The following is a 23788-nucleotide window of genomic DNA, read 5'->3' as shown; positions in this document are numbered from 1 at the left end:
AACAACAACCTCATTTACTTTTCTAATTGATCTACATTTCGCATTATATTTTGGAGATTATTTTCATATTGCTCAAGTTGTGGACGTTGTGTTTCTGAAGCTACCTCTAGTGCATTTTGAATTTGTTCATATGCTTCCTGGACCTCTTGGCGTAACTCTTTTAAATCATGACCGTAGTTAGGGTCATTTTTCACAATATTATTAAATGCATTTTCTGCTTGTGTAACTCCTTGCTGTGCCGCTTGAAAGGCTTGTTGCTTATCTTTATGATATGGCATTATATAATCCCCTTTCTATAATTGTTAGTCCCCTTTATCTTTACCTTTTTTTCTAAAAACATTCTCGTATAAAATCGTCAACTTCTCTCATTCTAAAAAGAAAGAGGAGGTGTCATATACAATGGGAAAAAACAATCGTGAAGCGAAAGAAAAAAAAGGACAACCTGAACCATTAAGCGGATCTCATAAAGTAAAAAACCGTAACCATTCACGCCAAAAACATCATGCGCATCATGATATGTAAAACAAAAAGTGCACACTAGCTATCTTTTCCACATACAATGTTTATATTTTTCCATTTATTCTTCACCCCTAATTCATTCATGCATAACATGATATGAATTGATATTTTACGGAGGGTGTCTTACATGGGCAAGAAAAAGAAGAATTGTCTTTTTCATGTTGATGGTTTCGAAGAATGGATGGATCAATTTTGTTCCGATTCTTATAGTAACTTTAGCTTTCCAAATCAAATTCACATCGATCTTTGCGAAACCGAAGAAGAATATATTTTGGAAACAGATGTACAAAATGTCACGGAACAAAATGTACTCATTAAAAAGTTAGAGACAGGCCTAGCTATATGCATACTTCATAAAAACATTTCCTTACAACGAACAATCCCTTTACCTACTACTATCATTTATAAAAAGATGCTAGCCTGCTTAGAAAACGGATTTTTAGCCATTCATATTTCCAAAAATGAAGTTGCTGATAAGCATGAAAAAAAAGTTCTTTTTTCAAATTAAGAGTTAATATAATTCAAACTAAGCCCCAGTTGGTTACTGGGGCTTATGTTATTTCGCATGCATTTCTATATTAGAATTTCTATCATATCTTTTTTTCGATAAACCTTTTGTAACTAAAAGCACAGGAAATGCCACAGTTGAAAATATAGCTAGTGCTGAAAATACCGCAAACCCATTTTGGTACCCGTAGTAATCGAGAAGTACTCCTCCGAACCACGGACCTATTACTGCTCCAATTCCCGAAAAGCCCATCGCACCGAAGTATGTTCCTTTTAGATGCGCAACAGCAATATCATCAATAAATACATCCGTCATCGAAAACATTAAGACTTCTCCAATTGTAAAAATAATTGTACAAACGGCAGCACCTAGCATAGATTCTACTATTCCAAAGCCAAATAATCCCCCGCTCACAAATAAAGTCCCAACCATAATTGATGTTAACGGTGTATACTTTTTGCACATTTGAATAACAGGGTATTGGATCATCACTACAACAATTGCATTTAAAGCGAGCATATATGAGAATAGCTTCACCCCATCCTCAAATATATGTGCATTTGCAAAATATTGAGATACTGTCGTCGTTAAATGTGAAAAACCGCAATTACTCAAAATAATACCGACTAAAGCAACTAAAAATACTATATCTTTTCGCAATATACGTATTGCATTTAGCATTGTAACAGGTTTTTCTTTACTCAATTTCTTTTTTTCCATTGGATACTTCTTAAATTGGAACGCTAATATAGCTGTATATAGAATATATACCCCAGCTGCTACTAAAAAAGGAATTGTTGATTTTGCACTTCCAATCTGTAATCCAACAATTGGTCCAATTGCAACTCCAACATTTATTGCACCGTATCGTAAATTATAGACGAGTAACCGATACTCAGGCTTTGTTAAATCTGATAATAATGCTCTTGATGTTGGCTCAAAAAACGACCTACATAATCCATTTAAAGCGTTTAATAAAAAGAAACTTAAAACATGATCCGCAAGTGAAAAACCTATAAACACAAAAATCCAAACGATCATGGACCAGAGCATAATCGTTTTCCGGCCAAATCGATCTGATAAATTCCCTCCAATAAAACTAGCAAAAACACCAACAAGTGCACTCGTTCCGATAATAGCACCAGTCATTCCAGCTGATACACCTTTAACAGTCGTTAAATAAATCGCTAAAAAAGGGATACTCATTGAAGTTGCAAACCTAGCAAACAATGTCCCTAAAATAATACTCATTCCAAGCGGATGAATATGCTGTAACTTCCCCTTCATCGTTAAACCTACTCTCTCTATTTTCACAAAAAAAAGAAAGCAAAGGATCTGCTTTCTTTTCCTTTTTCTATACTTGAGCTGTTGATACCCGAGTTGTTCTCGTTATGTCCATATCAATTCCATATGTGAACTGTAATTCTTTACACACATCTTTAATTAAGATTGCGACATTATACTTTTCATTAAATTGTAAAACTATGTTTTCTACTTCTTCATATGTATACTTATATTCCCCTGTAATGACACTTTTTAGATCAAAGCATTCGTTAATACAAAGTTGTACAAGTAGCTGGTCATATTTCTCTATTACATCTTCTTTCTTCCAAAGTAACTCTTTTACATATAATCGATCAAACTTCACACTTTCTCGATTACAATCCGTTAAAATCCGGGTCATTTCGTTTAATTCTCGATATAATTCGGAAATATTTCTACTTAAACTAAGCAGTTTATCTACGCCGTTTTCATATAACATATTTATTCCACCCCCGCATTTTCTTTCCCTTATTATAGCAAGAAAATTCTAAAAATAGTTTCTTTCTTCTGAAATATTAGGAAACTAATTTCAATTGCATTACAATGAAACTAGTTAATGCGAGAGGAGAAAGAAAATTGGAGCACAAATTATATTACACTGACGCTTATAAGCAGGACTTTACTACTAAAATTATAAAGCAAGATTATGATAAAGACGGTAACTTATACGTTATTTTGAATGAAACAGCATTTTATCCGACAGGTGGCGGACAACCATATGATACTGGTACATTAAATGATATCAATGTAATCAATGTAGAAGAGATAAACGGAGAAATTCGTCACTACATTGCAGAACAATTACATACAGAAGACGTAGAAGGTAAAATCAATTGGGAGCGCCGTTTTGATCATATGCAACAACATGCAGCTCAGCACATTTTATCTGCTGCTTTTTGGGACCATTTTAACATGCCTACAATTGGATTCCATCTTGGTAAAGAAACAGTAACAATTGATTTAGAAACAGAAAATCTTCATGCAGAAACGGTTGAAAAAGCAATACAAATTGCAAACAAAATTGTTTTTGAAAACCATCCAATCCGCATCCAGTGGATGAACTTAGAAGAAGCGAAAACGTTGCCCCTTCGTAAAGAACCGACTATGACAGAAAATATACGGGTTGTTATTATCGAAAACTTTGACTACAACGGCTGTGGTGGAACGCATCCGAAACGAACTGGTGAAGTTGGTCCTATTCAAGTACTAGGATGGGAGCGCAATAAAGGTGGTATACGCTTAACGTTTATCGCTGGTTGGCGTACACTTAAATTAATGGAACAACAGCAACAAATTATGAAAGATGTTTCTAAACAATTAAACAGTAGCGAAACTGATATTCCAGCAAAAGTGGCGCAACTGCTTACTTCTCAAAAAGAAAACGAAAAAGCAATACAAACAATGAATGAAAAATTATTATTTGCAGAGGCAAATGAACTACTTCTACAGCCTATAAAAATTCATGCTGACATACTTATTTCTAAAGTATTTACAAATCGTTCTATGCAAGAAATCGCAAAGCTTTCCGCTATTATTACAGAACAACAAGAGCATGCAATTACGTATTTCGTCATCGAAAATGATGACAAACTACAATGTATTCTCGCTTGCGGAAAATCAGTATCACTCGATATGAATGCTCTTTTAAAAGACGCTCTTCCTACAATCGAAGGAAAAGGTGGCGGAAATAAGAAGAGTGCTCGCGGTGGCGGGAAAGCAATTATGAGCGGAGATGAATTTTTAAATCAGCTTGTTTCTTCTTTACAGTCGGCGGTGTAAAGCATTTTTAGTAAGGATAGCTAACAGCTATCCTTACTCTATACTTACAAACCAATATTTTGTTTCAATCCTTGGTAACTCCCTGCATTTGAAAAACCTTCACTTATAAGAGTTATAAAAGTTTCCGAAAAACCATAATGACTTAAATCTTTAATCGGCACCATTTGCACATCATGAATTGGATTATGATCAAATTCATTAGAGGGTAACATAATTTCCCCTGTAAGCTTTTCAAGTAGAAATGTAATATGTAATAAAGATGGACTGGCATCCGGTTTATCACAAACATAGAGTAGCTTCTTAATTTTAACTTCTAATCCCGTTTCTTCTCTCATTTCTCTAATCATCGCCTCTTCTAACATTTCACCATTCTCCACTCTTCCTCCAGGTAAAGACCAATTCCTATTAGCAACTTTTTGCTTTACTAGCAATACTTTTTCATCTTCAATTAAAATTCCCGTAACTCGAACTTGCATTACATTTTCCATATGTAATCTCCTCTTCCCATTATATTTACAAATTAACCCTTCCATAAAAAGAACATACGTTTTATAATTGAAGAAAATTATGGAAGAAAGTAGTTGTTACATTCATGCGTCCAACTTTAACAAAGTCTATATCACTTGAAGATTTCCAAAACTATTATTGGTTAAAAGCAGAACTCCAAACATTTTGTCGTGAGAATGGGTTGCCAGCTAGTGGCTCTAAGATCGAAATAACCGAGCGTATCTCACATTATTTAACTACTGGTAAAATATTAAAAAACAGCTCTGTTCAAAAGGTGAGTAAAGCTTCCCTATCCTATAAAGACCTTTCTCTTCAAACGATTATTACTAACAATCACCGCTGTAGCGAAGATGTTCGTGCTTTTTTCAAAGAAAAAATCGGAACAAACTTCCGCTTTACAGTAGCTCTTCAAAAATTTTTCAAAGAGAATGTTGGAAAAACATATGAAGACGCGATAGCTTTTTGGCATGAAGAAAACGAACGAAAAAAAGACCCTACATACAAAACAACTATCGGTACACAATTTGAATACAATCGCTTTACTCGTGACTTTTTCGAAGATCCAAATAATAAAGGGAAAGCAAAAGCTGATGCGATTGCTGCTTGGAACGAAATGAAAGCGAAGCCTGGTAGCAATATTTATGTTCCTCAAAAAGTAGAAAACTAGTTACCTCGCTAGTCTTCTACTTTCTCAAATAATAGCGCAATCCCTATCCCGCCTCCAATTCCTAATGTAGCAATTCCATATTTCATAGACTCTCTTTGTGCCTGATAAAACAAACGTGTTACAAGCATAGCACCAGATGCACCGTACGGATGACCGAGCGCAATTGCTCCACCATTTACATTTACTTTTTCGTACGGAATTTGTAACTCTTTTGCGCAAGCAACAACTTTTGAGGCGAATGCTTCATTTATTTCAAAATAATCGATGTCCTCTACTTTTACATTCATTTCGTTTAATAATTTGTTCACCGCAAATATCGGACCAGTCCCTGGAAGCTTGGGATCCACTCCCACTACAGCACTACGAACGAAACGAAGTACAGGCTTGTATCCTAACTTTCGGGCTTGTCCCTCTTCCATTACAAGAACAGCACATGCCCCATCATTTACACCGCACGAATTACCTGCCGTTACTGTTCCATTTTGTAAAAATGCGGGCTTTGTTCTTTTAATGATTCGTTCATAATTCATTTCTGGCTTTATAGATTCATCTAATAATCCATTAAAAGAAAATATTTCATCATGTATATATCCTTTTTCTAACGCTTGCAGTGTCCGCTTATAACTAAGACAAGCATACTCGTCTTGCATTTCTCTCGTTATATTATAACGCTCCGCAACATATTCAGCCGCTACTCCCATGTCAGGATCACCAATTGTTTCAGGTGAAAATCTTGCTCTTTTTTGAAAAGGTGACGTACTTGTACTCTCTACTCCCCCGGCGATATAACACTTACCTGCCCCGCCTTGAATGAGATGACACGCAGTTCGAATTGCTTCTAAACCAGAACCACATTGCCGATCAATCGTTACACCAGGAATATGATAGCCAAGTCCCACCTCTAAAGCAGATAGTCTCGCAACATTCCCTCCTGGCCCAACAACATTACCTAATATGACATCATCTATTTCCCTCTCAATCCCTTTACTTAAAAACGTAAGAAGCGGCGTTGTTAATTGCTGAACTTCATACTCTTTTAACATCCCATTCTTCTTACCAATAGGTGTTCTTTTCGCCTCTACAATAACTGCTCTATTCATATATTTTCTCCCGGTTTTCAATCATACTTTTTGCTTCCATACGAGCGATTTTCCCACTATTTGTATAAGGTATTCCATCTACAAAATGCCATTCTTTCGGTATTTTAAAAGAGGATAATCTCTGTAAGCAAAAACTCTTTAATTGTTGTTTCGTAGCACTTCCTTTTACGATCGCGACGGGCTTTTCACCCCAGTAACTATCTTTCACACCAATTACAACTATTTCATCAACAGCTGGGTGTTCATGTAATACACTTTCTATTTCTTCTGGATAAATATTGATTCCTCCAAATAAAATCATATTCTTCTCTCTACCAACAATATATATAAAGCCTTCTTCATCTTCATAGCCTACATCTCGCACTGTCATCCAACCTTCTGCATTCAACTCCCGTGTTAAAACCCCATCTATTATGTATCCCATAAAAAACTGATCACTTTTCACATAAACAGTTCCTATTTCACCTTTTTGTACTTCTTCGCCTGCTTCATTACATATTCGAACTTGCACATTATGACAAGGTTTTCCTACTGAATTTGGCCTTCTTTCGCTTTCTGCATCGACTAGTGCTGTTACAAAACTTAACTCTGATGCACCATAAAATTCATATCTTTTCGCATAAGGAAATATATTCTTTATTTTTTCTTTCGCTTCAGCTTCCCATTTCGCTCCTGACGAAATAATTTTCACTTTATTTTCTATTAATCTACTTTCTTTATATAAAGATTCAAGCATTGTCGGAACTGTATACATAACTGATACATTTTCAGTTTCTAACTTATCTAATACTTGATTTGGAAAGAACTTTCTCATAATGTGCACTGTTTGTCCTACATATAATGCACTTATTGCCCCGTATAAGAAAAGAGAATGAACGAGCGTCCCAGCTATTAAAATCGAATCCTCCCTTTTCATATGAAAATCATGTACATTACAATCAAAACTATGAACCCACGATTGTTGTGCACGTAAAAATGCTTTTGCTGTTCCTGTTGATCCTGATGTAAATCCCATATAAAAAGGAGCATGTTGTACACTTTCTACAGTGGAATATGTAGGAAGATATTTCTCTATCATTCTTTTCCACTCATCAATTTCAATTACTCTTCCTTCTTCATCCAATAGATCCTTCACCTTATATCGTTCTGTCACAATCATATCCGGATTACTAATTTCAATTCTTTCTCTGAGCTCATCTTGTTTCCACTTTATATCTAACGGAACACAAACCCACCCGGCCATAGCGGCACCAGAAAATAGTTGTAAAAACTCTATACGATTTTCTAATAGGATTGCTATCGTTTTATTCTTCGATTTTTTTTCATTTAACCAGCTTGCTACTTTACAAACTGATTCAAACCACTCTTTATATGTTAAAACTCTATCATTTTCCTTTATCGCTATTTTATTTGGTTGTAAAGAGGCATGCTTTTTATATTCTTTTGTAATCCCCATATGAGACGTCCTTTCTTTACAATAATAATAAAAAGAAACACGCAATTAACGTGTTTCTTCCCTTTATCATCCCGCATTTGTATATTTTCCATTCTTTAAAGCGGGCGTAATAATATGTTTCAATGAACGATGTAATTTTGTTACGAGAACTGCCGCAATAATTGCTTTTATACAATCCCCTGGTAAAAACACAGCACTCACTTTCATTGTCTCCCATACAGAAACTTCCATTAAGAACGCTTGTACAGTAACACCAAATACATAAACTACGAAAATACCACCAATTATATTAATACATAATACTTTTATAATAGAAACTTCACGTAAACGCTCAATTAAATAACCAATAACAAACGCCCCAATGATGTAACCAAGTAAATATCCTGCACTTGGTCCAACAAATACACCAAGGCCACCGCGTCCACCAGCAAGCAATGGTGCTCCAACTCCTACAATAAGTAAGAAAATAAGCTGACTTAACGCACCTAGACGTGATCCTAACAACCCACCCGCAAGCATAACACCGAGTGATTGCAATGTAATTGGAACTGGTGTAATAGAAAGAGCAATCGGAGGTATTAACCCTAACACTCCCATAATAGAACTAAATAAAGCGACGAAAACTAAGTTTTTTGTATTCATATTTGCTTCTCCTATTTGTAAACTTAAAATTTATCTTAGATAACATATCACAAAAATTATATTATCTTTCCACTCCTCTTTTGTCAACCGTTAATGTATTAGAGTTTACAAACAGAAGTTCACTTATTTCTCTCTATGCAAATGCTCCAGTTCTTTCCGAAGCGCCTGTTTTAAAAACTTCCCAACAGATGTTTTCGGTATTTCTTCCATAAAGACAATATCGTCTGGCAACCACCACTTCGCAAACTGTGGTTTTAAAAACTCATATATTTCTTCTTTTGTAACCGTACTATTTTTCTTTTGAACAACGCAGGCAATTGGTCGCTCTTGCCACTGAGGGTGAGGAACTGCAACGACAGCCGCTTCAAATATAGCATCATGTGCCATTAAAGCATTTTCAAGATCGACCGAAGAAATCCATTCTCCCCCGCTTTTAATAACATCCTTCGTACGGTCAACAATTTTCACGCAACCTTCCTCATCCACTGTGACAACATCACCAGTATATAACCATCCATCGCGAAACCCTTCGACAGTACGATCATCGTTATAATAGCTTTCAGCGATCCAAGGTGCTCGTAAACATAATTCTCCCATCTCAGTACCATCCCACTTCACTTCACCATTTGTACCGACTACTTTCATCTCGACACCAGGTACAAGATATCCTTGTTTGGAGCGAATTTCTAGTTGCTCTTCATACGATAATTCCGTTTCATAACTTTTTAAACGTGCAAGTGTTACGAGTGGACTCGTTTCAGTCATACCATATGCATGTATGAACGGAACATTATGTTTCTGTTCAAATGCTTTAATAACACTTTTCGGTGCAGCTGCACCACCGCATAGTATTCTCGTCATACTAGATAAATCGTAACTATTATTTTCTAACTCTTGTAATACACCAAGCCAAATTGTCGGCACACCGGCAGCTAACGTCACTTTTTCAGATTGGATCATTTCTAATAAAATTTTTGGCGTAAACATCGGTCCTGGAAGAACTTGTTTTGATCCAAACCAAGTAGCTGCAAAAGGAAGTCCCCAAGCGTTCACATGAAACATCGGGACGATTGCCATTGCTGCATCACTTTCCGATAAAGCAGCTGTATCAGCTAAACCGAGTGCCATACAGTGTAATACAGTACTACGATGCGTATATACAACACCTTTCGGATTTCCTGTAGTCGCTGACGTATAACACATACCAGCTGGTGTATTTTCATCAATATCTTTTACAAATTGGAAATTGGGATCGCCTTCTTCTAATAGCTTTTCATAATGATATACAGGCTTCAGCGTAGTGTTCGGGAGTTCATCTTTATCAGTCATAATAATGTAAGCTTGTACAGTTGATAATTGTGATTGAATATTTTCAACAAGCGGTACGAGATCTTCATCTATAAGTACAATTCGGTCTTCTGCGTGCTGAATAATGTATGAAATATGTTGAGGAGATAAACGAATATTAATTGTGTGTAAAACGGAAGCAATACCAGGAATAGCAAAATACGCCTCCACATGTCGATGATGATTCCACGCTAACGTTCCTACACGTTCGCCTTCCTTAATCCCAAGCTTTTTTAACGCACTAGAAAGTCTTCTCGTCCTTTCTCCTAGCTGCTTATACGTTAATGTCGTAATGGTATCATGTGTGCGAGAAACAATTTCTTTCTTTGAGAATAACTTTTCTGCTCTTTCCATCATAGAACTAATTGTTAGCGGTACATTCATCATCATATTGGTTATGTCCCCCTTTAAAACGTTTTCATTTTCCGTTTATTATAACAGACTTCTACAAATGATTACGATATTTTTCTGTATTTTCTGAATTATTTCTTTGGAAATAATTCAGAACGATAAAAAACATGTTTTGAATACATTGATTCGAAACATGTTTTTTATTTTTTATAAACTATCTACCATTTTCCTTACTTTCTTTTTCAATTTAAAAATAAAACGATTACTGTATTCCTTATTTTCTACTAAAATCCGATACGTCTCTAACACCCCTAACACACGAACAAAAAGATAAACTCCAATAGCAATAAGTACAACACAATAAGGATAATACTGTACGAGTTCTCCTGAAGTAATTCGTTTTTTCTCAAATAAAAACGGTATCGCTCCTGCTGCAATAAAACAAAATCCAACGATCACTACTGCCGTATACTTCTTCTTAATAGTCGCATATCTTTTGGTCAATTCTTTTAGAAAGTTTTGATCAAATAGTAGTTCTTCCTTTTTCAATACATTGTATCGACTCTCTTCTATCGTTACAGGTGCCATCATTGCTCCGATTCCAAGCACTGCAATGATAATGACAAGAAACGTAGACATTGTTGCATTTTCTTTAAATAATAAGTACGGTATTGTAGATAAAATAAGCAAGCTAAATCCTAATGCAATATATTTAGAAATTTTTTGTCCATACACTACATACCCTTCTGCCATTTCCTTACTTACATAATAACTATTTTCCTTTTCGTTACTTTGCTCAGCAGTTTCTTTTAATAAATAGTCAAGTGATACTTCAAATACATTTCCAATCATTATTAACTTTTCAGTTTCAGGAAAACCTTGACCGTTTTCCCATTTACTAACCGCTTGCCTTGTTGTGTTTAATTTTTCAGCTAATGCTTCTTGAGAAAGGCCCTTTTCTTTTCTTAATTTAAAAAGCTTTTCACCAAATCCCATATGTGTGTCCCCCCTTTGTTTTCTTACCTAAATTGTATGTAAACATTGCCTTTATCTCTATCTTCCCGCGGTTGCACTTTGTCAACTTACGGTTGCGAATGTGTTATATAGTGGTTTTGTATACGATTTAGCTATTATTCTTCTATGATTATGGCGTTAATAAACCACCCTCTCCTAATAAACATTTATAACAATTAAAGGTAATTATTGTTATAAAAAAACAAAAAACTCCTTTATTTATTTAAAGGAGTTTTAAATATGAAATATTCCAAGAGGAGCTGTTTTTTCTTCCTCCTACTGCCTCACAATTTCTTCTATATATTTTTATGTGTCATATAACGAACTATGTACAGTATATGTTTTCATCTCTTTATCTGAGGCATACTCATATATATATATGTAAAATATTACTCTTATTAACTTTTCTAATAAAGTCACTACTCAATAATCATAACGGCTTCTGCTTAAACTTTTCATAATGTCGTACTTTTAATGAAAGGATATTCCCGCAATCTGTACAAATATAAGCATCCACCGGTGAAGATGTGAACATCGTTTCCTTTTTCCGTATTTGTGCATATCCGACAAACTCACCTTCTCCTATGTTTTGAGAACCACAATTAGAGCATGTCTGCACGGTTTTTTGTTTCATGAGAGCACCACCTTTAATCTGTTTCCACTCCCTTCGACAGCTCACTTCCATTTCCCTTCCAAAAAACCTCTTATTCTCTCACATTTCAACAGGAATCTCAAAACAAAAATCGTATATGTACTATAAAATATATTTATTAACGGAGGAATTTTATGACTACTGTTATGACACTCGATATAGCAACAGAAATTGAAAATGCAGAAATTGATATGCTCTCTTCTAGATTAGAGAGACTACAAACAATAAGCGGAAACCCAATGCAAGTGCAAATGAAAAAATTCGGTAGCGCCACTGCCTTTTCATCAAAAATAATTGCTGGTCCTGCTTTTAATACGGTAAAAGGTATTACAAATGCAGATGCGATTGATGCAATCATTTCTTATTATGAATCACTACAAATCCCTTGTCGTTTTGAAATTACCCCAGCACAAGGTACAACTAAATTATTTCAATACTTATCTCAAAAAGGGTTTTATCAATCTAGCTTCCATACTGCTTTGTATAGTATACCGAGAGAGGGTTCATCACTTCTTCCTTCTAATATTACAATACGAAAACTAAAAGAAAATGAGTTTGATATTTTTGCAAACATTTATGTACATGGATTTAATATGCCATCCTTTACAAAAGATAGCGTGCGCCAAAATAATGAAATTCTTTACAATGAACCAGGATGGCATTTTTTCATAGCTGAAGTTCAAAATATCCCTGCTGGTATTGGTGTCCTGTATATAAATAAGGGTGTCGCATCATTAGCTGCTTCTGCTACTTTGCCAGAATTTCAGCGTAAAGGCTGTCATACTGCATTAATTCAAAAACGAATTAAGACAGCTATTGAATCCAATTGTACTTTAATAGTTGGACAAGCAAGGTTCGGTAGCGGCAGTCAAAATAACATGGAACGTGCCCACATGAAAATTGCTTATACAAAATCAATATGGACCGCAAAAGACATATAATTTACTTTATTTCTCCTTCCGTTACATTTTTAAACATTTTATGACAAATCCTTTTCTACCCTATTAATCATTTGAATATTCAAACTAGATTTGTTACGATATTACTAGATACATCATTCAACTTGCAATATGAAAAGAGAATTCTAATCAAACTACAAGGAGGAGAAATGTATGACTAAACATGATCATGGTTTAAAAGAAAAAGTAGAAGGTGCCATTGATAAGGTAAAAGGTGAAGTAAAAGAAGTTGTTGGGAAAGTAACTGACAATAAGAAATTACAAGCTGAAGGAAAATGGGATAAGGTGAAAGGCACTGCTAAAGATACAGTTGGTAATGTAAAAGAAAAAGTACATGAATATAAAGAACACAAGAAAGAAAAATAAAAAAAGAGCCCATCGGCTCTTTTTTTATTTTCCTTCATTCTTCTCTAGCACGTATAAATCTTCTTCCATATTCGTTAATTTCTCACTTACAAGCTTTCTTGCATCTCCAATTGCTTGATTATATGCAAACGGTCCAACTAATTTAATCATTTCTTCTATTAAACGCTCTGCTTGGAAACGTCCAATTTCATCTAAATCTTCTTCCATAAAAAATTGCTGAATTTGTGCTACAAGTTCTTCTTTTTTATCATTTGGTATTTTTATATTCATCATCGTTGTTACTCCTCTATATTTAAGATAGTATCTTCCTTAACTCTACCATAGAAAAACGATTACCAGGACAGCTTTTTTTAACTCCTTCTAACTCTCTATGACCGAGTATATTTTCTTTCTTTATAGCAAATTGCTTCATAAACAGTTTACATAAAGAATATAATGCATTCACTTGTGCAGGAGTTGGATCGTATTTATCGAAATTTCCCGTCATACATATTCCAATTGTATGGCGGTTATGGTCTTTCGCGTGCGCTCCAATATGTAAACCTCGTCCTTCCACTACAGTTCCATCCTTTTCGATAAAATAGTTGTAACCAATTCCGCTCCACCCCCTTACAGTTTGATGAAATTCATGCGTTTTATACACGTCCCATCCATCTTCAGCTGTATGGTGAATAATCAGTTTGTTTACTTTTTCTAAAGGAACTAATTCATCTTGAAATGTTAGATTGACACGTTTAATTTCCATTTGAACTGCCTCCTCTTAAAAATCAATCATAATAATCGTTTTATCATCTGGCCTTATTCTCTTTTCCGCTTCTAGCTCTTCAATAATTGCTATATATTCGTTTATACTATTCTTTCTTATATATGCAACAGTTTGTTCTAATGACCAATCTGGGTGAAATAACCCGTCTGAACAAATAAAAATCCCACTCACTTCATCTGTATGTAATTCACCATGTTGTAAATAATGTATCGCTTCTTTCATTCCATTTGCAACTGAATAACCATTTGGCATATTTGCAAGATAACGATTGTATTTTAACTGTTCTCGAACATCTTGAAAAACATATTCTTCTGGTACAGATAACCCTTTTTTACGATCTTCTTCCCTCTTCTTTTTTGCTCTTTTACTAATTCCTTCAACTGTGTCTTTCGTTAATACTTGCATCGTTCCATTTTGAAAAGTTGCGACAATCATACAGTCCCCAAGCTGCGCATATTCAATTTTCTCACCAACTATTTGGACTGCCGCGATACATGTGCACCACAAATGCTCTTTTTTTCTCGTGTCTACTTCATATTCTAACATTTTGCTTTGCAATGCTTCATTTGCTTTGGCAACTGCAAATTGTAAACTATGATTCTCTCGTAATGCAGTAAAATAACTTGCAAATAAATGCGAAGCGATGTATGCTCCATTATGTCCCTTTTCATCACGAAACGGGACAAGTGGTGTTGCACCGTCACATACACCATAAATCTTTTTTTCTTTATTAAAAAAATAAGAATCCTCACATTCTTGCTTCAACGGGCTTTTCTGTTGATATGTTTTTATCTTCACAACTGTATCCCCTTTCAAATGATAAAATACTCAAATTCTTTTGATTAATCTAATTTACCTAAATAAACTGTTTTTACCCAAAACTTTCAATATCATATATAATCTTGAAATAATATGAATTTTTCAGTGAAGGACGGGAAAGAAATGGTCAGATTCCTTGGTGTTATTATCGGTTCTATTATTATTGCGGTTGCCTTTAATCTTTTCCTTATCCCCCACAAAATTTTAAGTAGTGGAATTGGCGGAATTGCTATTATTTTAGGGATTGTAACCCCTGTAAACACAGGCATTATTAACTTTGTATTAAACTTACCTATCCTTATTTTAGGGTACATAGGTCTTGGAAAAAAAGTAATTTTTAACACAGTTGTCTCTGTAGTTGTATTATCTGTTGCATTATACTACGTTCCAGTAAAAGTCGTAGCAACAGACCCATTGTTATCTTCTATCTTCGGAGGTGTCATCGCCGGAGCTGGTATTGGTCTTGTTTTTAACTGTAATGGATCCACTGGTGGATTTGATATTATCGGTATGCTTTTATCCCGCAAGCGAGACATTAAACTTGGCGGATTCCTTATTATTTTAAATGCAGTCGTTGTAATAATCGCAGGATTCTTCTTCACCTGGGATGTTGCACTTACAAGCTTACTTTCAATTTATGTAACTGGTAAAGTAATTGATGCTGTTCATACAAAACATCGTAAAGTTACACTTATGATTGTAACAAATGAAGCAGAAAAAATGAAAAAACAACTTCTTTCAACTGTTGTACGTGGAATAACGTTACTTGATGGCGAAGGTGCTTATTCAAGCGAGAAAAAGCGTGTACTTATGACCGTCGTTTCTCGTGAAGAATTAGCAAGTATGAAACTAACAATTTCTGAAATCGACCCGAATGCTTTCGTTAATATTACAGAAACTGTAGAAGTGTTAGGACTTTTCAGAAGAAGATAAAGACTAGGTGGGAATCCACCTAGTCTTTATTTTGCATAAATTCAATTCGGTTTCCAAATGGATCTGACACGTAAAATCGAATTACATCTGGCCGTGCATAATCATCAATCACTTTAACACCTTGCTCTATAAGTGTTTGCTTAAATTCATTAATTTCATTCACATAAAAAGCTGGATGAGCCTTTTTAGCTGGTGTAAAGTTCCGCTCGACACCAATATGGATTTCTTGATTTCCGCATTTAAACCAACATCCACCTCGTTTTTTCAACTCTTCTGGCTTTGGAATTTCTTCCATACCAATCGTATTCCCATAAAAATCACGCGCCTCTTCTTCACACCCTACAGGTGCAGCTACTTGCACGTGATCAATCCCTTGAATATAATTTTTCATTTTCTCTCCCCCTCCTCTACCCTAATGTTATACGGAAAACAGCCGTCTGTAACTTACAAAAGGTTTATAAAACAATATAAGCTCCCCTTATTACCATCCTGCATTCACCTTGCAAAAAATAAAAAAAACAAAATTTATTCTATAACTTCCATTTTTTATAGAAATACACATTACATCTATATTATAGTTATGAATAGACAAATCTTTTTAGATGCTATTTGTACGGAGGAACTATTATGAGTCGTAAAAAATATTCACCAACTCAAAAAAAACGTCATCCGAACATTTCTAGACGTTTGCGAAACCATATACAAGATCGTTCATTAACAGAAATGTACGCATCTCTGTTCGAACACAATCCTGATAGTATTATTTCATTAAATTTAGAAGGAGTTATTCTACATATAAATCCTTCTGCCGAAAGAATATTAGGTTACACTTCTTTAGAATTAGAACAGAAAAATATTACCTCTATTTTAGAAGCCCATATTTCTGAGCAAGTATTACAAAATATAAAGAATACTGAAGCGGATAATCAACAAGAGTATATCTTATCTATTTATCATAAAAATGGATTCTTATTAGATGTTGTGACAAAACTAGTTCCTATTTTTGTTCAAAATCGTCTTACTGGCGTATATGCTATTATGAAGCCGCTTGAAAAATCAGAAAGAATTGAGAATATGCTAAAAGAAAGTGAGAAGAGATTACGTACATTAGTAAACTCCATGCCTGCGTTTGTTATATTTAAAGATCATGAAGGGCGCTGGCTTGAGGCAAATGATTACGCACTTTCTTGCTTCAATTTCCATCATGTACCTTACCACGGGAAAAAAGATAGCGAACTCATTCAATATAATGAAGCATACCGAGAAGCTTTTTTACATTGTGAAGAAATCGATGAACTAGCATGGCAACAAAGACAAATTCTTCATGGCGAGGAATTTATTATACATAGAGAGGATTTCGATCTAATCTTAAGTATATCAAAAGTTCCGCTTTATCATCCTGATGGTTCTCGCAAAGGTCTTATCGTGATGGGGAGAGATGTTACTGAGCTAAAAGAAACTGAAAAGTTACTACGAAAATCAGAGAAGCTCGCAGTAGTCGGACAACTGACAGCTGGAATTGCCCATGAAATTCGAAATCCACTCACTTCTCTAAAAGGTTTTCTAACGTTGCTCCTCCCTGAAATAAGTGAGGAGCAGAAATGGTATATCGATGTTATGTTAAGTGAGATTTCACAAATGGAATCCATCACGAGTCAATTTATGGCGATGTCTAAGCCACAAGTATTATCTATCCAAACTTGTAACATACAAACTTTAATTGAAGAGGTAGTTACATTTATTTTACCGACTGCAATTATGCATAGCGTTCATATCATCATGGATCATTTTGATTACGTATATGATATTCAATGTGACGGTAACCAATTAAAACAAGTGTTTATAAACATATTAAAAAATGCGATAGAAGCAATGCCAAATGGCGGAAATATTTTCATCCAAACAAAACCATTAGAGGATAATTTCATCTTAATACGAATTATCGATGAAGGTTGCGGCATTCCTGAAGATCGTATCTCCCGTCTAGGCGAACCTTTTTATAGTTTAAAAGAAAAAGGCACAGGACTAGGATTAATGATGTGTTACAAAATAATTGAAGAACATCATGGTAGATTACACATTTCAAGTGAATTAAATAAAGGTACGATTGTTGATATTGAGCTACCACTTTCTTCATCTCATCTTGCAATCCAGTCTTAAATAAAAAAGAAGCATCTGCTAATCGTTAGCAGATGCTTCTTTTTTTAAAATGCTTTGTCATACCACTCTTTTGCTTTTTCTACTTCACCCATCGTTAATTGATGCCCTCGATTTTCCCAATGCATTGTTACATTCGCATTTGCATTTTCTAATAGTACCTTCAATTCCTCTGACTCTGCTGATGAACAAATTGGGTCATTTGTCCCAGCAGCAATAAACACAGATTTCCCTGCTAAATTTGCTAATTGCATTCCTCTTCTTGGTACCATTGGGTGATGAAGCACAGCACCTTTTAATGCATTTTCGTAATGGAATAATAAGCTTGCTGCGATATTTGCCCCATTCGAATAACCGATAGCTACAATGTTATTTCTATCGAATTTATATTCTTTAGCCGCTTCATCTAAAAATTCATTTAATTCCTTCGTACGGAAAATTAAATCCTCTTCATCAAAAATGCCCTCTGCTAATCGGCGGAAGAAACGCGGCATCCCATTTTCTAACACATTTCCCCTAACGCTTAATACCGACGCTTCCGGATCAATTATTTCTGCAAGTGATAGTAAATCTAATTCATTACCACCTGTGCCATGAAGTAATAACAACACTGGTTTTGACGTATCTTTTCCTTTTTGAAAAACATGTTTCATCATAATCCTGTTCCCCCTTCAATCACTTTAATCTAAATTTCTCACTTCAAATGGTAAAAGCGTTTGTTCAATCTGTTTTCTATGTTGTTCATATTGTTCCGGTAACTTTAATTCCTCACCCATCGTCTCTAACGATTCATCATGAGCGAAACCAGGAGGATCTGTTGCAATTTCAAATAAGATTTCACCATGTTCTCTAAAATAAATCGCGTTAAAATAATTTCGATCTTGTACAGGAGTTACGTGATATCCAAAACGCGACACATGCTCTTTCCAGTCTAGCTGATCAGCATCGTCAATCGCTCTCCAAGCTATATGATGAACTGTACCAACGCCCATTTGGCCACGACCGATTGTTGATAATTTCAAATCAATAATATTTCCAATATCAGCAGAAGAACGGAATCGAACAAATTCACCCTCTTCTCCAATTTTCTCAAGACCCATAATATGTTCTAACAATTCAGCTGTTTTTTGAGGCTGTGCAGATAAAAGAACAGCACCTCCAAACCCTTTAATTGCTACTTCTGGTGTAACTTCTCCAAAACTCCAATTATTTAATTCGCCTGCTTCTCTTTCAACTAATTCTATATGCAAACCATGCGGATCATCAAATTCTAAATACTCCTCTCCAAAACGAGTCATTTTCGTATACGAAACATCGAATTTTTCTAATCTATTTTCCCAAAACTCCATTGCACCTTTTGGTACAACGTAAGACGTAATTCCTACTTGACCATCCCCAATAATACCTTGACGAGCACCTGCCCATGGGAAAAACGTAATAATTGTTCCAGGTTTTCCTCCTTCATTTCCAAAATAAAGGTGGTACGTACCTGGATCATCAAAATTCACTGTTTGTTTCACTAAACGTAACCCTAATACACCAGCATAAAAGTCTACATTTTCTTGTGGATGCCCTACAATCGCTGTAATGTGATGGATTCCCATTGTTTTCTTTTCCATTTCTTCCACTCCTTTTTTATTTCATTATAAAAATTCTTTTACATTTAAATTCATTATTCATTTTGTCCATGCTACAAAGTAAAATCCGTCATTATAATTTTATCTCGAATTCGAGATATCAATTATAAAAATACACATTAACTTCCAGCTTGTCAATTCATCTCAAATTCGAGATAGTTTTTAAAAAATATTTACTCCATTTAAAATCTTTATTCAAAGTACAAATTAACTTGAACTCAAATTTATTATAAGTTACTTACTTTTAGTTGTCAATAAGTTCCTTATTTTCATTTTAAATAAAAAGAGAGTAAACGCCAGTTTCGTTTACTCTCTTCGCTAATCATTTCGTTTCTTCTTCCAATATTGCTTCCATCTCATTAAATTCACGATGAACTGCCTTAACGGGTTCTTTCGTTAATAAACTTACAACGATAACAGTTAATAAACTACAGAAAAATCCAGGTACCATTTCATACATAATTGCTTTTAAACTTGGAATTTTTACCCATGCTATAACAACTACTGCACCAACAATCATACCTGCAAGAACGCCCCATTTATTCGTTCTTTTCCAATATAAACTTAATAAAATGGCTGGTCCGAACGCTGAACCAAATCCAGCCCAAGCATAACCTACAAGTGTTAAAATTGTATCACTTGGATGATACGCTAAAACAACTGCGATCATAGCTACTACTAATACTGACAATCTACCGATAAATACAAGTTCTTTGTCACTTGCATTACGACGGAAAAATGTTTTATAGAAGTCTTCCGTTACTGCACTTGAAATAACAAGTAATTGTGAGGAAATACTACTCATAATCGAAGCCAAAATAGCTGATAATAAAAATCCTGTAATGTACGGATGGAATAAAATATTGGAGAATGTTACAAAGACCATTTCTGGGTCTTGTAATGTCGCATTATTTTTAGCATAATAAGCGATACCAATTAGACCAGTAAGCATTGCACCTATAATTGAAATCGTCATCCAACCGATACCGATTCTACGAGAAGTCTTTAAATCTTTAATAGAGGTAATTGCCATAAAACGGACAATAATATGCGGTTGACCAAAATAACCAAGTCCCCATGCTAAAAATGAAATAATGCCAAGTATTGTGGTCCCTTTAAACATATCTAAATGCGATGCATCGACTTGTTTAATCGTATTAAATGTTTCTGTTACACCACCGACATCCGTAAAAGCAACAATTGGCACTAGTACAAGCGCAATAAACATAATACAACCTTGTACAAAGTCCGTCCAGCTTACGGCTAGAAAGCCACCGAATAGTGTATACGCAACAACGACACCCACTGTTACAAATAAACCAATTTTATAATCTAGGTTGAAAGAATTTTCAAACAAACGTCCACCTGAAACTAAACCAGCCGACGCATAGAATGTGAAAAATACTAAAATGACGATAGCGGAGACAAAACGAAGTATTTTCGTACGATCTTTAAACCGATTCTCTAAAAAGTCTGGAATCGTAATTGAATCATTTGCCACTTCTGTATACGTTCGTAAACGTGGGGCAATGATTAAATAGTTTGCATAAGCACCTATTAATAAACCTATCGCAATCCATATACTTGATAATCCTGTTGCATACATCGCACCAGGTAATCCCATTAGCATCCAACCACTCATGTCAGAAGCACCAGCTGATAAAGCTGTAACTGCTGGACCGAGTCCCCTTCCACCTAACATATAATCTGATAAATCGGATGTCTTCTTATAAGACCAATATCCGATATACAACATACCTGCCATATAAATAGCAAGCGAAACCATAATTTCAATCTTCACCAAATCTCTCCCTTATTCCATAAGCCATTCAAAATTTCGAAAAATGACTTTTTCTATTTTCTTGTTTTCGCTTATGGTTCCCTACCTTAACAAACATTTTTTGTTCTTTCAAGTGAACGAGCACTTTTCATTACATGTGAAAACCTTTATAAACGCCTTTATCCCAGTGAATTACAATGATTTTTCAAGAAATTAAAGTGATAATATTCAGAAAATTAAAGAGTGTTTTTTCACACCTTATTTTCATTCCTTTACCCGATAAATTTTAAAAACTAAAAGCCATACAAATGTATGACTTTTAGCTTATTGACGTCTCAAATTTTGCTTTCTCTACATATACTTTACGAAATTTCATATAGCATCCAATACGCCAAGGTACTATATAACAAACCGCAAGAGTGTAGAAAAGAATGCCGATTGACTTTGGATCTAGACCTTGTAAATGTCTTCTAAAATAAGCACGTAAAAGAACGATAACTAAAAATGTAGCAATAAAAGCGATACTTTTTTTTGCATAAATTTGACCATCTTCTCTGACTTCATACCCACTTAAAATAATAAGTGGAATTGACAATAACAGTCCGATCCCAGCAGCTATACCAATTTGCCAACCAGCAAGTTGTATCGGTGCTGCGTATAAAGAAAAACCTGGTAATAAGAAGAATAATGGCAATAGTAGTCGTCTTCCTTTATTATTAATTGGTCGATTCATAGAGCGCATGCGTCTAAATATAACGAGCCCTATGACGAGTAAAAAAATTGTAATACTGTACGAACCTTGCTGCAAGTGAATCTCTCCCTAAAAATAGTCATTTTCAAAAATACTCCCCTATTATACTCCTAATTTTTCCAAAAATATAATTATTCCTCTAAAAAATCTTACACATCAAATATACTTTTAGGTTTGATTTACTATAGGAAACAATTCCAAAAGAGGAACTACTCTCCCCACCTCGTCTTTAAACACAATATGCTCTCTAGTTAAATGGCGCGGGCTCTTCACTCCCGCTGCCGCTGCTAATGAAAATAAACTATATCTCATACTAATAATATAATTCATGACTCGCCACTTCTTCTCATACGGATCTAACGCTTTTTGATAATGCGGATTCGTCGTGGCTACACCAGATGGACATTGGCCAGAATTACATTGAAGGGCCATAATACAGCCGCTTGCCATCATAAATCCGCGGGCTGAACTTACAGCATCCGCTCCAATCGCTAAAGCAATCGCCACTTTATCTGGTGTGATTAATTTACCCGATGCAAATACTTTAAACTTGTTACGGACACCATAATAATTTGCTGTATCGATAAATGTAAGTAATGCTGGAATAAGCGGCAGTCCCATACAATCTGCCATCGATTTATACGTTGCCCCTGATCCGCCTTCTGAACCGTCTATTGTAATAAAATCTGGGTAAATATTTAGTTCTTTCATTGTTTTTATTAAATCTTCCAAAGGCTCCTGCTGACCAATTACAATTTTCATTCCAACTGGTTTACCGCCGCTTTCTTGCAACTGTTGAATAAAACAAAGTGTATCCACTGCATTCTTTAAAAATGAAAATCGATTCGGTGAATTAATCGTCTCTCCCTTTCGGACGTTGCGAACAAAAGCAATTTTCTCATTTACTTTTTGTCCCTCTAGATGACCACCACGTATTTTAGCACCTTGCCCAAATTTCAATTCGAATGCTCTAATATTACTTTCTTTCGCTTTCTCCATGAATTTTCCCATTGAAAAATTACCGTCCTCATCACGGTACCCAAATAACCCTGGACCAATTTGCGCAACGATATTCGCTCCTGTATGTAAATGTTCTGGAATAACGCCACCTTCACCAGTATTAATCCACGATCCGCCTGCCATTTTCGCTCCAAAACCACTCGCTAAAATATAATTTTCTCCAATCGCGCCGTAAGAAGTCGCAGATGCTCCAAACATGCCATGTAGTTTCCACGGATATTTACGGTTTTCACCGACTATAATTGCATCATCTTCTTCGTACAGCCAAAGATTCGTTGTATCCGCTGTCAATTTTTCTCTTCTTGAAAATAACCCTTCTTTATGAATCATGTACTTTTTACCTTCCCGCTCTTGCGAAAGATTCACACTTAATTCCTCAGTTAATATCGGAAATAATGTATTAGCAATATAATAGCCAGAAGCTTCAAAATCTCGTTTTGATCCAAAACCAAGTATTTCAGAGCGATATTTCGCTAAAAACATAACACTTTGAAAATCATAACGTGAGAAAGGCTTTCCATCCGTATCATGATCAAACCAATATTGTCGAAATTCAGGCCCTATCTTTTCCAGTAAGTAGCGCATTCTTCCTAAGTACGGATGTAACTTTAAAATAGAATGATGTGTTCGTTTTTTTATAAAAAATGTAATGATAAAAAAGATGATTAAAAGCAACATTAAAAATAGTAATATACTAATAATAACGAGTAGCGTTTCACTCATCCCGCTTCCCCC

General features: G+C 35.0%; 27 protein-coding genes and 1 pseudogene. 8 read left to right on the top strand and 20 right to left on the bottom strand.

What is annotated here, in order from left to right:
• Window positions 1-14: 14 nt before the first annotated feature.
• Window positions 15-278, bottom strand: coding sequence for a hypothetical protein (locus BM089_RS15985; RefSeq protein WP_001146295.1), 264 nt, complete (start codon window positions 276-278; stop codon window positions 15-17).
• A 121-nt stretch (window positions 279-399) separates the two neighbouring features.
• Between BM089_RS15985 and BM089_RS15980 the strand changes: the two genes are divergently transcribed.
• Both BM089_RS15980 and BM089_RS15975 read left to right on the top strand, forming a co-directional pair.
• Window positions 400-522: a small acid-soluble spore protein P gene (locus BM089_RS15980; protein ID WP_000517649.1), complete on the top strand. Its 123-nt coding sequence runs from the start codon at window positions 400-402 to the stop codon at window positions 520-522.
• A 124-nt stretch (window positions 523-646) separates the two neighbouring features.
• Window positions 647-1027 (top strand): Hsp20/alpha crystallin family protein, encoded by a 381-nt coding sequence (locus BM089_RS15975; RefSeq protein ID WP_000516758.1) that lies wholly within the window; start codon window positions 647-649, stop codon window positions 1025-1027.
• A 48-nt stretch (window positions 1028-1075) separates the two neighbouring features.
• Here the strand turns inward: BM089_RS15975 and BM089_RS15970 are convergent, their stop codons facing one another.
• Together BM089_RS15970 and BM089_RS15965 are read right to left on the bottom strand one after the other, a co-directional pair.
• On the bottom strand, window positions 1076-2314 hold the full coding sequence (locus BM089_RS15970; RefSeq protein ID WP_090977385.1) for an MDR family MFS transporter: 1239 nt from the start codon (window positions 2312-2314) through the stop codon (window positions 1076-1078).
• A 67-nt stretch (window positions 2315-2381) separates the two neighbouring features.
• Window positions 2382-2789: a hypothetical protein gene (locus tag BM089_RS15965; protein ID WP_000965149.1), complete on the bottom strand. Its 408-nt coding sequence runs from the start codon at window positions 2787-2789 to the stop codon at window positions 2382-2384.
• 137 nt (window positions 2790-2926) lie between these two features.
• Here BM089_RS15965 and BM089_RS15960 point away from each other — a divergent pair, with 137 nt between their 5' ends.
• A complete protein-coding gene (locus BM089_RS15960) occupies window positions 2927-4129 on the top strand; it encodes an alanyl-tRNA editing protein (protein ID WP_151527221.1) in 1203 nt (400 codons plus the stop codon).
• 44 nt (window positions 4130-4173) lie between these two features.
• Here the strand turns inward: BM089_RS15960 and BM089_RS15955 are convergent, their stop codons facing one another.
• Entirely contained in the window at window positions 4174-4617 is a 444-nt protein-coding gene (locus tag BM089_RS15955) for an NUDIX hydrolase (protein WP_000432571.1), read from the bottom strand.
• Between the two features lie 104 nt (window positions 4618-4721).
• Here BM089_RS15955 and BM089_RS15950 point away from each other — a divergent pair, with 104 nt between their 5' ends.
• On the top strand, window positions 4722-5303 hold the full coding sequence (locus tag BM089_RS15950; RefSeq protein ID WP_001247912.1) for a DUF6434 domain-containing protein: 582 nt from the start codon (window positions 4722-4724) through the stop codon (window positions 5301-5303).
• A gap of 8 nt (window positions 5304-5311) precedes the next feature.
• Here BM089_RS15950 and BM089_RS15945 read toward each other — a convergent pair whose 3' ends face one another.
• The 7 genes and pseudogenes from BM089_RS15945 to BM089_RS15915 all read right to left on the bottom strand — a co-directional run bounded on the left by BM089_RS15945 (window position 5312) and on the right by BM089_RS15915 (window position 11847).
• A complete protein-coding gene (locus BM089_RS15945; RefSeq protein WP_001078010.1) occupies window positions 5312-6403 on the bottom strand; it encodes an acetyl-CoA C-acyltransferase in 1092 nt (363 codons plus the stop codon).
• Window positions 6396-7859 (bottom strand): acyl-CoA synthetase, encoded by a 1464-nt coding sequence (locus BM089_RS15940; RefSeq protein ID WP_090977381.1) that lies wholly within the window; start codon window positions 7857-7859, stop codon window positions 6396-6398. The genes BM089_RS15945 and BM089_RS15940 overlap by 8 nt, the downstream gene beginning before the upstream one ends.
• 66 nt (window positions 7860-7925) lie before the next feature.
• Entirely contained in the window at window positions 7926-8501 is a 576-nt protein-coding gene (locus tag BM089_RS15935; protein ID WP_090977379.1) for a biotin transporter BioY, read from the bottom strand.
• A gap of 123 nt (window positions 8502-8624) precedes the next feature.
• Window positions 8625-10238, bottom strand: coding sequence for a long-chain fatty acid--CoA ligase (locus tag BM089_RS15930; protein WP_090977377.1), 1614 nt, complete (start codon window positions 10236-10238; stop codon window positions 8625-8627).
• Window positions 10239-10406: 168 nt separating this feature from the next.
• The gene (locus BM089_RS15925; protein ID WP_090977375.1) at window positions 10407-11195 is read right to left on the bottom strand and encodes a helix-turn-helix domain-containing protein; all 789 of its coding nucleotides are present in this window, start codon (window positions 11193-11195) and stop codon (window positions 10407-10409) included.
• Window positions 11196-11492: 297 nt separating this feature from the next.
• Window positions 11493-11633, bottom strand: a pseudogene (locus BM089_RS31530) (N-acetyltransferase); the annotation flags it as partial.
• A gap of 10 nt (window positions 11634-11643) precedes the next feature.
• A complete protein-coding gene (locus BM089_RS15915) occupies window positions 11644-11847 on the bottom strand; it encodes a hypothetical protein (protein WP_033693195.1) in 204 nt (67 codons plus the stop codon).
• Window positions 11848-11999: 152 nt separating this feature from the next.
• On the opposite strand from BM089_RS15915, the gene BM089_RS15910 reads away from it, so the two are divergent.
• Both BM089_RS15910 and BM089_RS15905 read left to right on the top strand, forming a co-directional pair.
• A complete protein-coding gene (locus tag BM089_RS15910) occupies window positions 12000-12806 on the top strand; it encodes a GNAT family N-acetyltransferase (RefSeq protein WP_000214344.1) in 807 nt (268 codons plus the stop codon).
• Window positions 12807-12977: 171 nt separating this feature from the next.
• Window positions 12978-13190, top strand: coding sequence for a CsbD family protein (locus BM089_RS15905; RefSeq protein ID WP_000160410.1), 213 nt, complete (start codon window positions 12978-12980; stop codon window positions 13188-13190).
• Between the two features lie 24 nt (window positions 13191-13214).
• Here the strand turns inward: BM089_RS15905 and BM089_RS15900 are convergent, their stop codons facing one another.
• From BM089_RS15900 to BM089_RS15890, 3 genes are read right to left on the bottom strand one after another with little or no spacing between them, the layout of a single operon-like run.
• A complete protein-coding gene (locus tag BM089_RS15900) occupies window positions 13215-13463 on the bottom strand; it encodes a DUF2164 domain-containing protein (RefSeq protein ID WP_000981066.1) in 249 nt (82 codons plus the stop codon).
• A 19-nt stretch (window positions 13464-13482) separates the two neighbouring features.
• A complete protein-coding gene (locus BM089_RS15895) occupies window positions 13483-13935 on the bottom strand; it encodes a peptidoglycan recognition protein family protein (protein ID WP_090977373.1) in 453 nt (150 codons plus the stop codon).
• 15 nt (window positions 13936-13950) lie between these two features.
• On the bottom strand, window positions 13951-14772 hold the full coding sequence (locus tag BM089_RS15890) for a protein phosphatase 2C domain-containing protein (protein WP_139213271.1): 822 nt from the start codon (window positions 14770-14772) through the stop codon (window positions 13951-13953).
• 126 nt (window positions 14773-14898) lie between these two features.
• Between BM089_RS15890 and BM089_RS15885 the strand changes: the two genes are divergently transcribed.
• Window positions 14899-15708 carry a YitT family protein gene (locus BM089_RS15885; RefSeq protein WP_090977369.1) on the top strand — a complete coding sequence of 270 codons (810 nt, stop codon included), beginning with the start codon at window positions 14899-14901 and terminating at the stop codon, window positions 15706-15708.
• 19 nt (window positions 15709-15727) lie between these two features.
• Here the strand turns inward: BM089_RS15885 and BM089_RS15880 are convergent, their stop codons facing one another.
• A complete protein-coding gene (locus BM089_RS15880) occupies window positions 15728-16099 on the bottom strand; it encodes a VOC family protein (RefSeq protein ID WP_000800772.1) in 372 nt (123 codons plus the stop codon).
• A gap of 236 nt (window positions 16100-16335) precedes the next feature.
• On the opposite strand from BM089_RS15880, the gene BM089_RS15870 reads away from it, so the two are divergent.
• Complete coding sequence (locus BM089_RS15870) at window positions 16336-17868, top strand: BA3702 family sensor histidine kinase (RefSeq protein ID WP_090977367.1); 1533 nt, start codon at window positions 16336-16338, stop codon at window positions 17866-17868.
• A 44-nt stretch (window positions 17869-17912) separates the two neighbouring features.
• On the opposite strand, the gene BM089_RS15865 is transcribed toward BM089_RS15870, so the two are convergent.
• From BM089_RS15865 to BM089_RS15845, 5 genes are all read right to left on the bottom strand, one after another.
• On the bottom strand, window positions 17913-18521 hold the full coding sequence (locus BM089_RS15865; protein WP_090977365.1) for an alpha/beta hydrolase: 609 nt from the start codon (window positions 18519-18521) through the stop codon (window positions 17913-17915).
• 24 nt (window positions 18522-18545) lie between these two features.
• Window positions 18546-19484 (bottom strand): ring-cleaving dioxygenase, encoded by a 939-nt coding sequence (locus tag BM089_RS15860; protein ID WP_000412726.1) that lies wholly within the window; start codon window positions 19482-19484, stop codon window positions 18546-18548.
• Window positions 19485-19824: 340 nt separating this feature from the next.
• A complete protein-coding gene (putP, locus tag BM089_RS15855; protein WP_139213270.1) occupies window positions 19825-21303 on the bottom strand; it encodes a sodium/proline symporter PutP in 1479 nt (492 codons plus the stop codon).
• A gap of 298 nt (window positions 21304-21601) precedes the next feature.
• The gene (locus BM089_RS15850; RefSeq protein ID WP_001183922.1) at window positions 21602-22090 is read right to left on the bottom strand and encodes a cytochrome c biogenesis protein CcdC; all 489 of its coding nucleotides are present in this window, start codon (window positions 22088-22090) and stop codon (window positions 21602-21604) included.
• Between the two features lie 111 nt (window positions 22091-22201).
• Window positions 22202-23776: an FMN-binding glutamate synthase family protein gene (locus tag BM089_RS15845; RefSeq protein ID WP_090977360.1), complete on the bottom strand. Its 1575-nt coding sequence runs from the start codon at window positions 23774-23776 to the stop codon at window positions 22202-22204.
• Window positions 23777-23788 lie beyond the last annotated feature (12 nt).

Source organism: Bacillus sp. 5mfcol3.1 (genome assembly GCF_900114335.1).
GTDB classification, from domain to species: Bacteria; Bacillota; Bacilli; order Bacillales; family Bacillaceae_G; genus Bacillus_A; species Bacillus_A thuringiensis_S.
The sequence above is the reverse complement of the archived record's forward strand: the minus strand, read 5'-3'. Positions and strand labels throughout refer to the sequence as shown.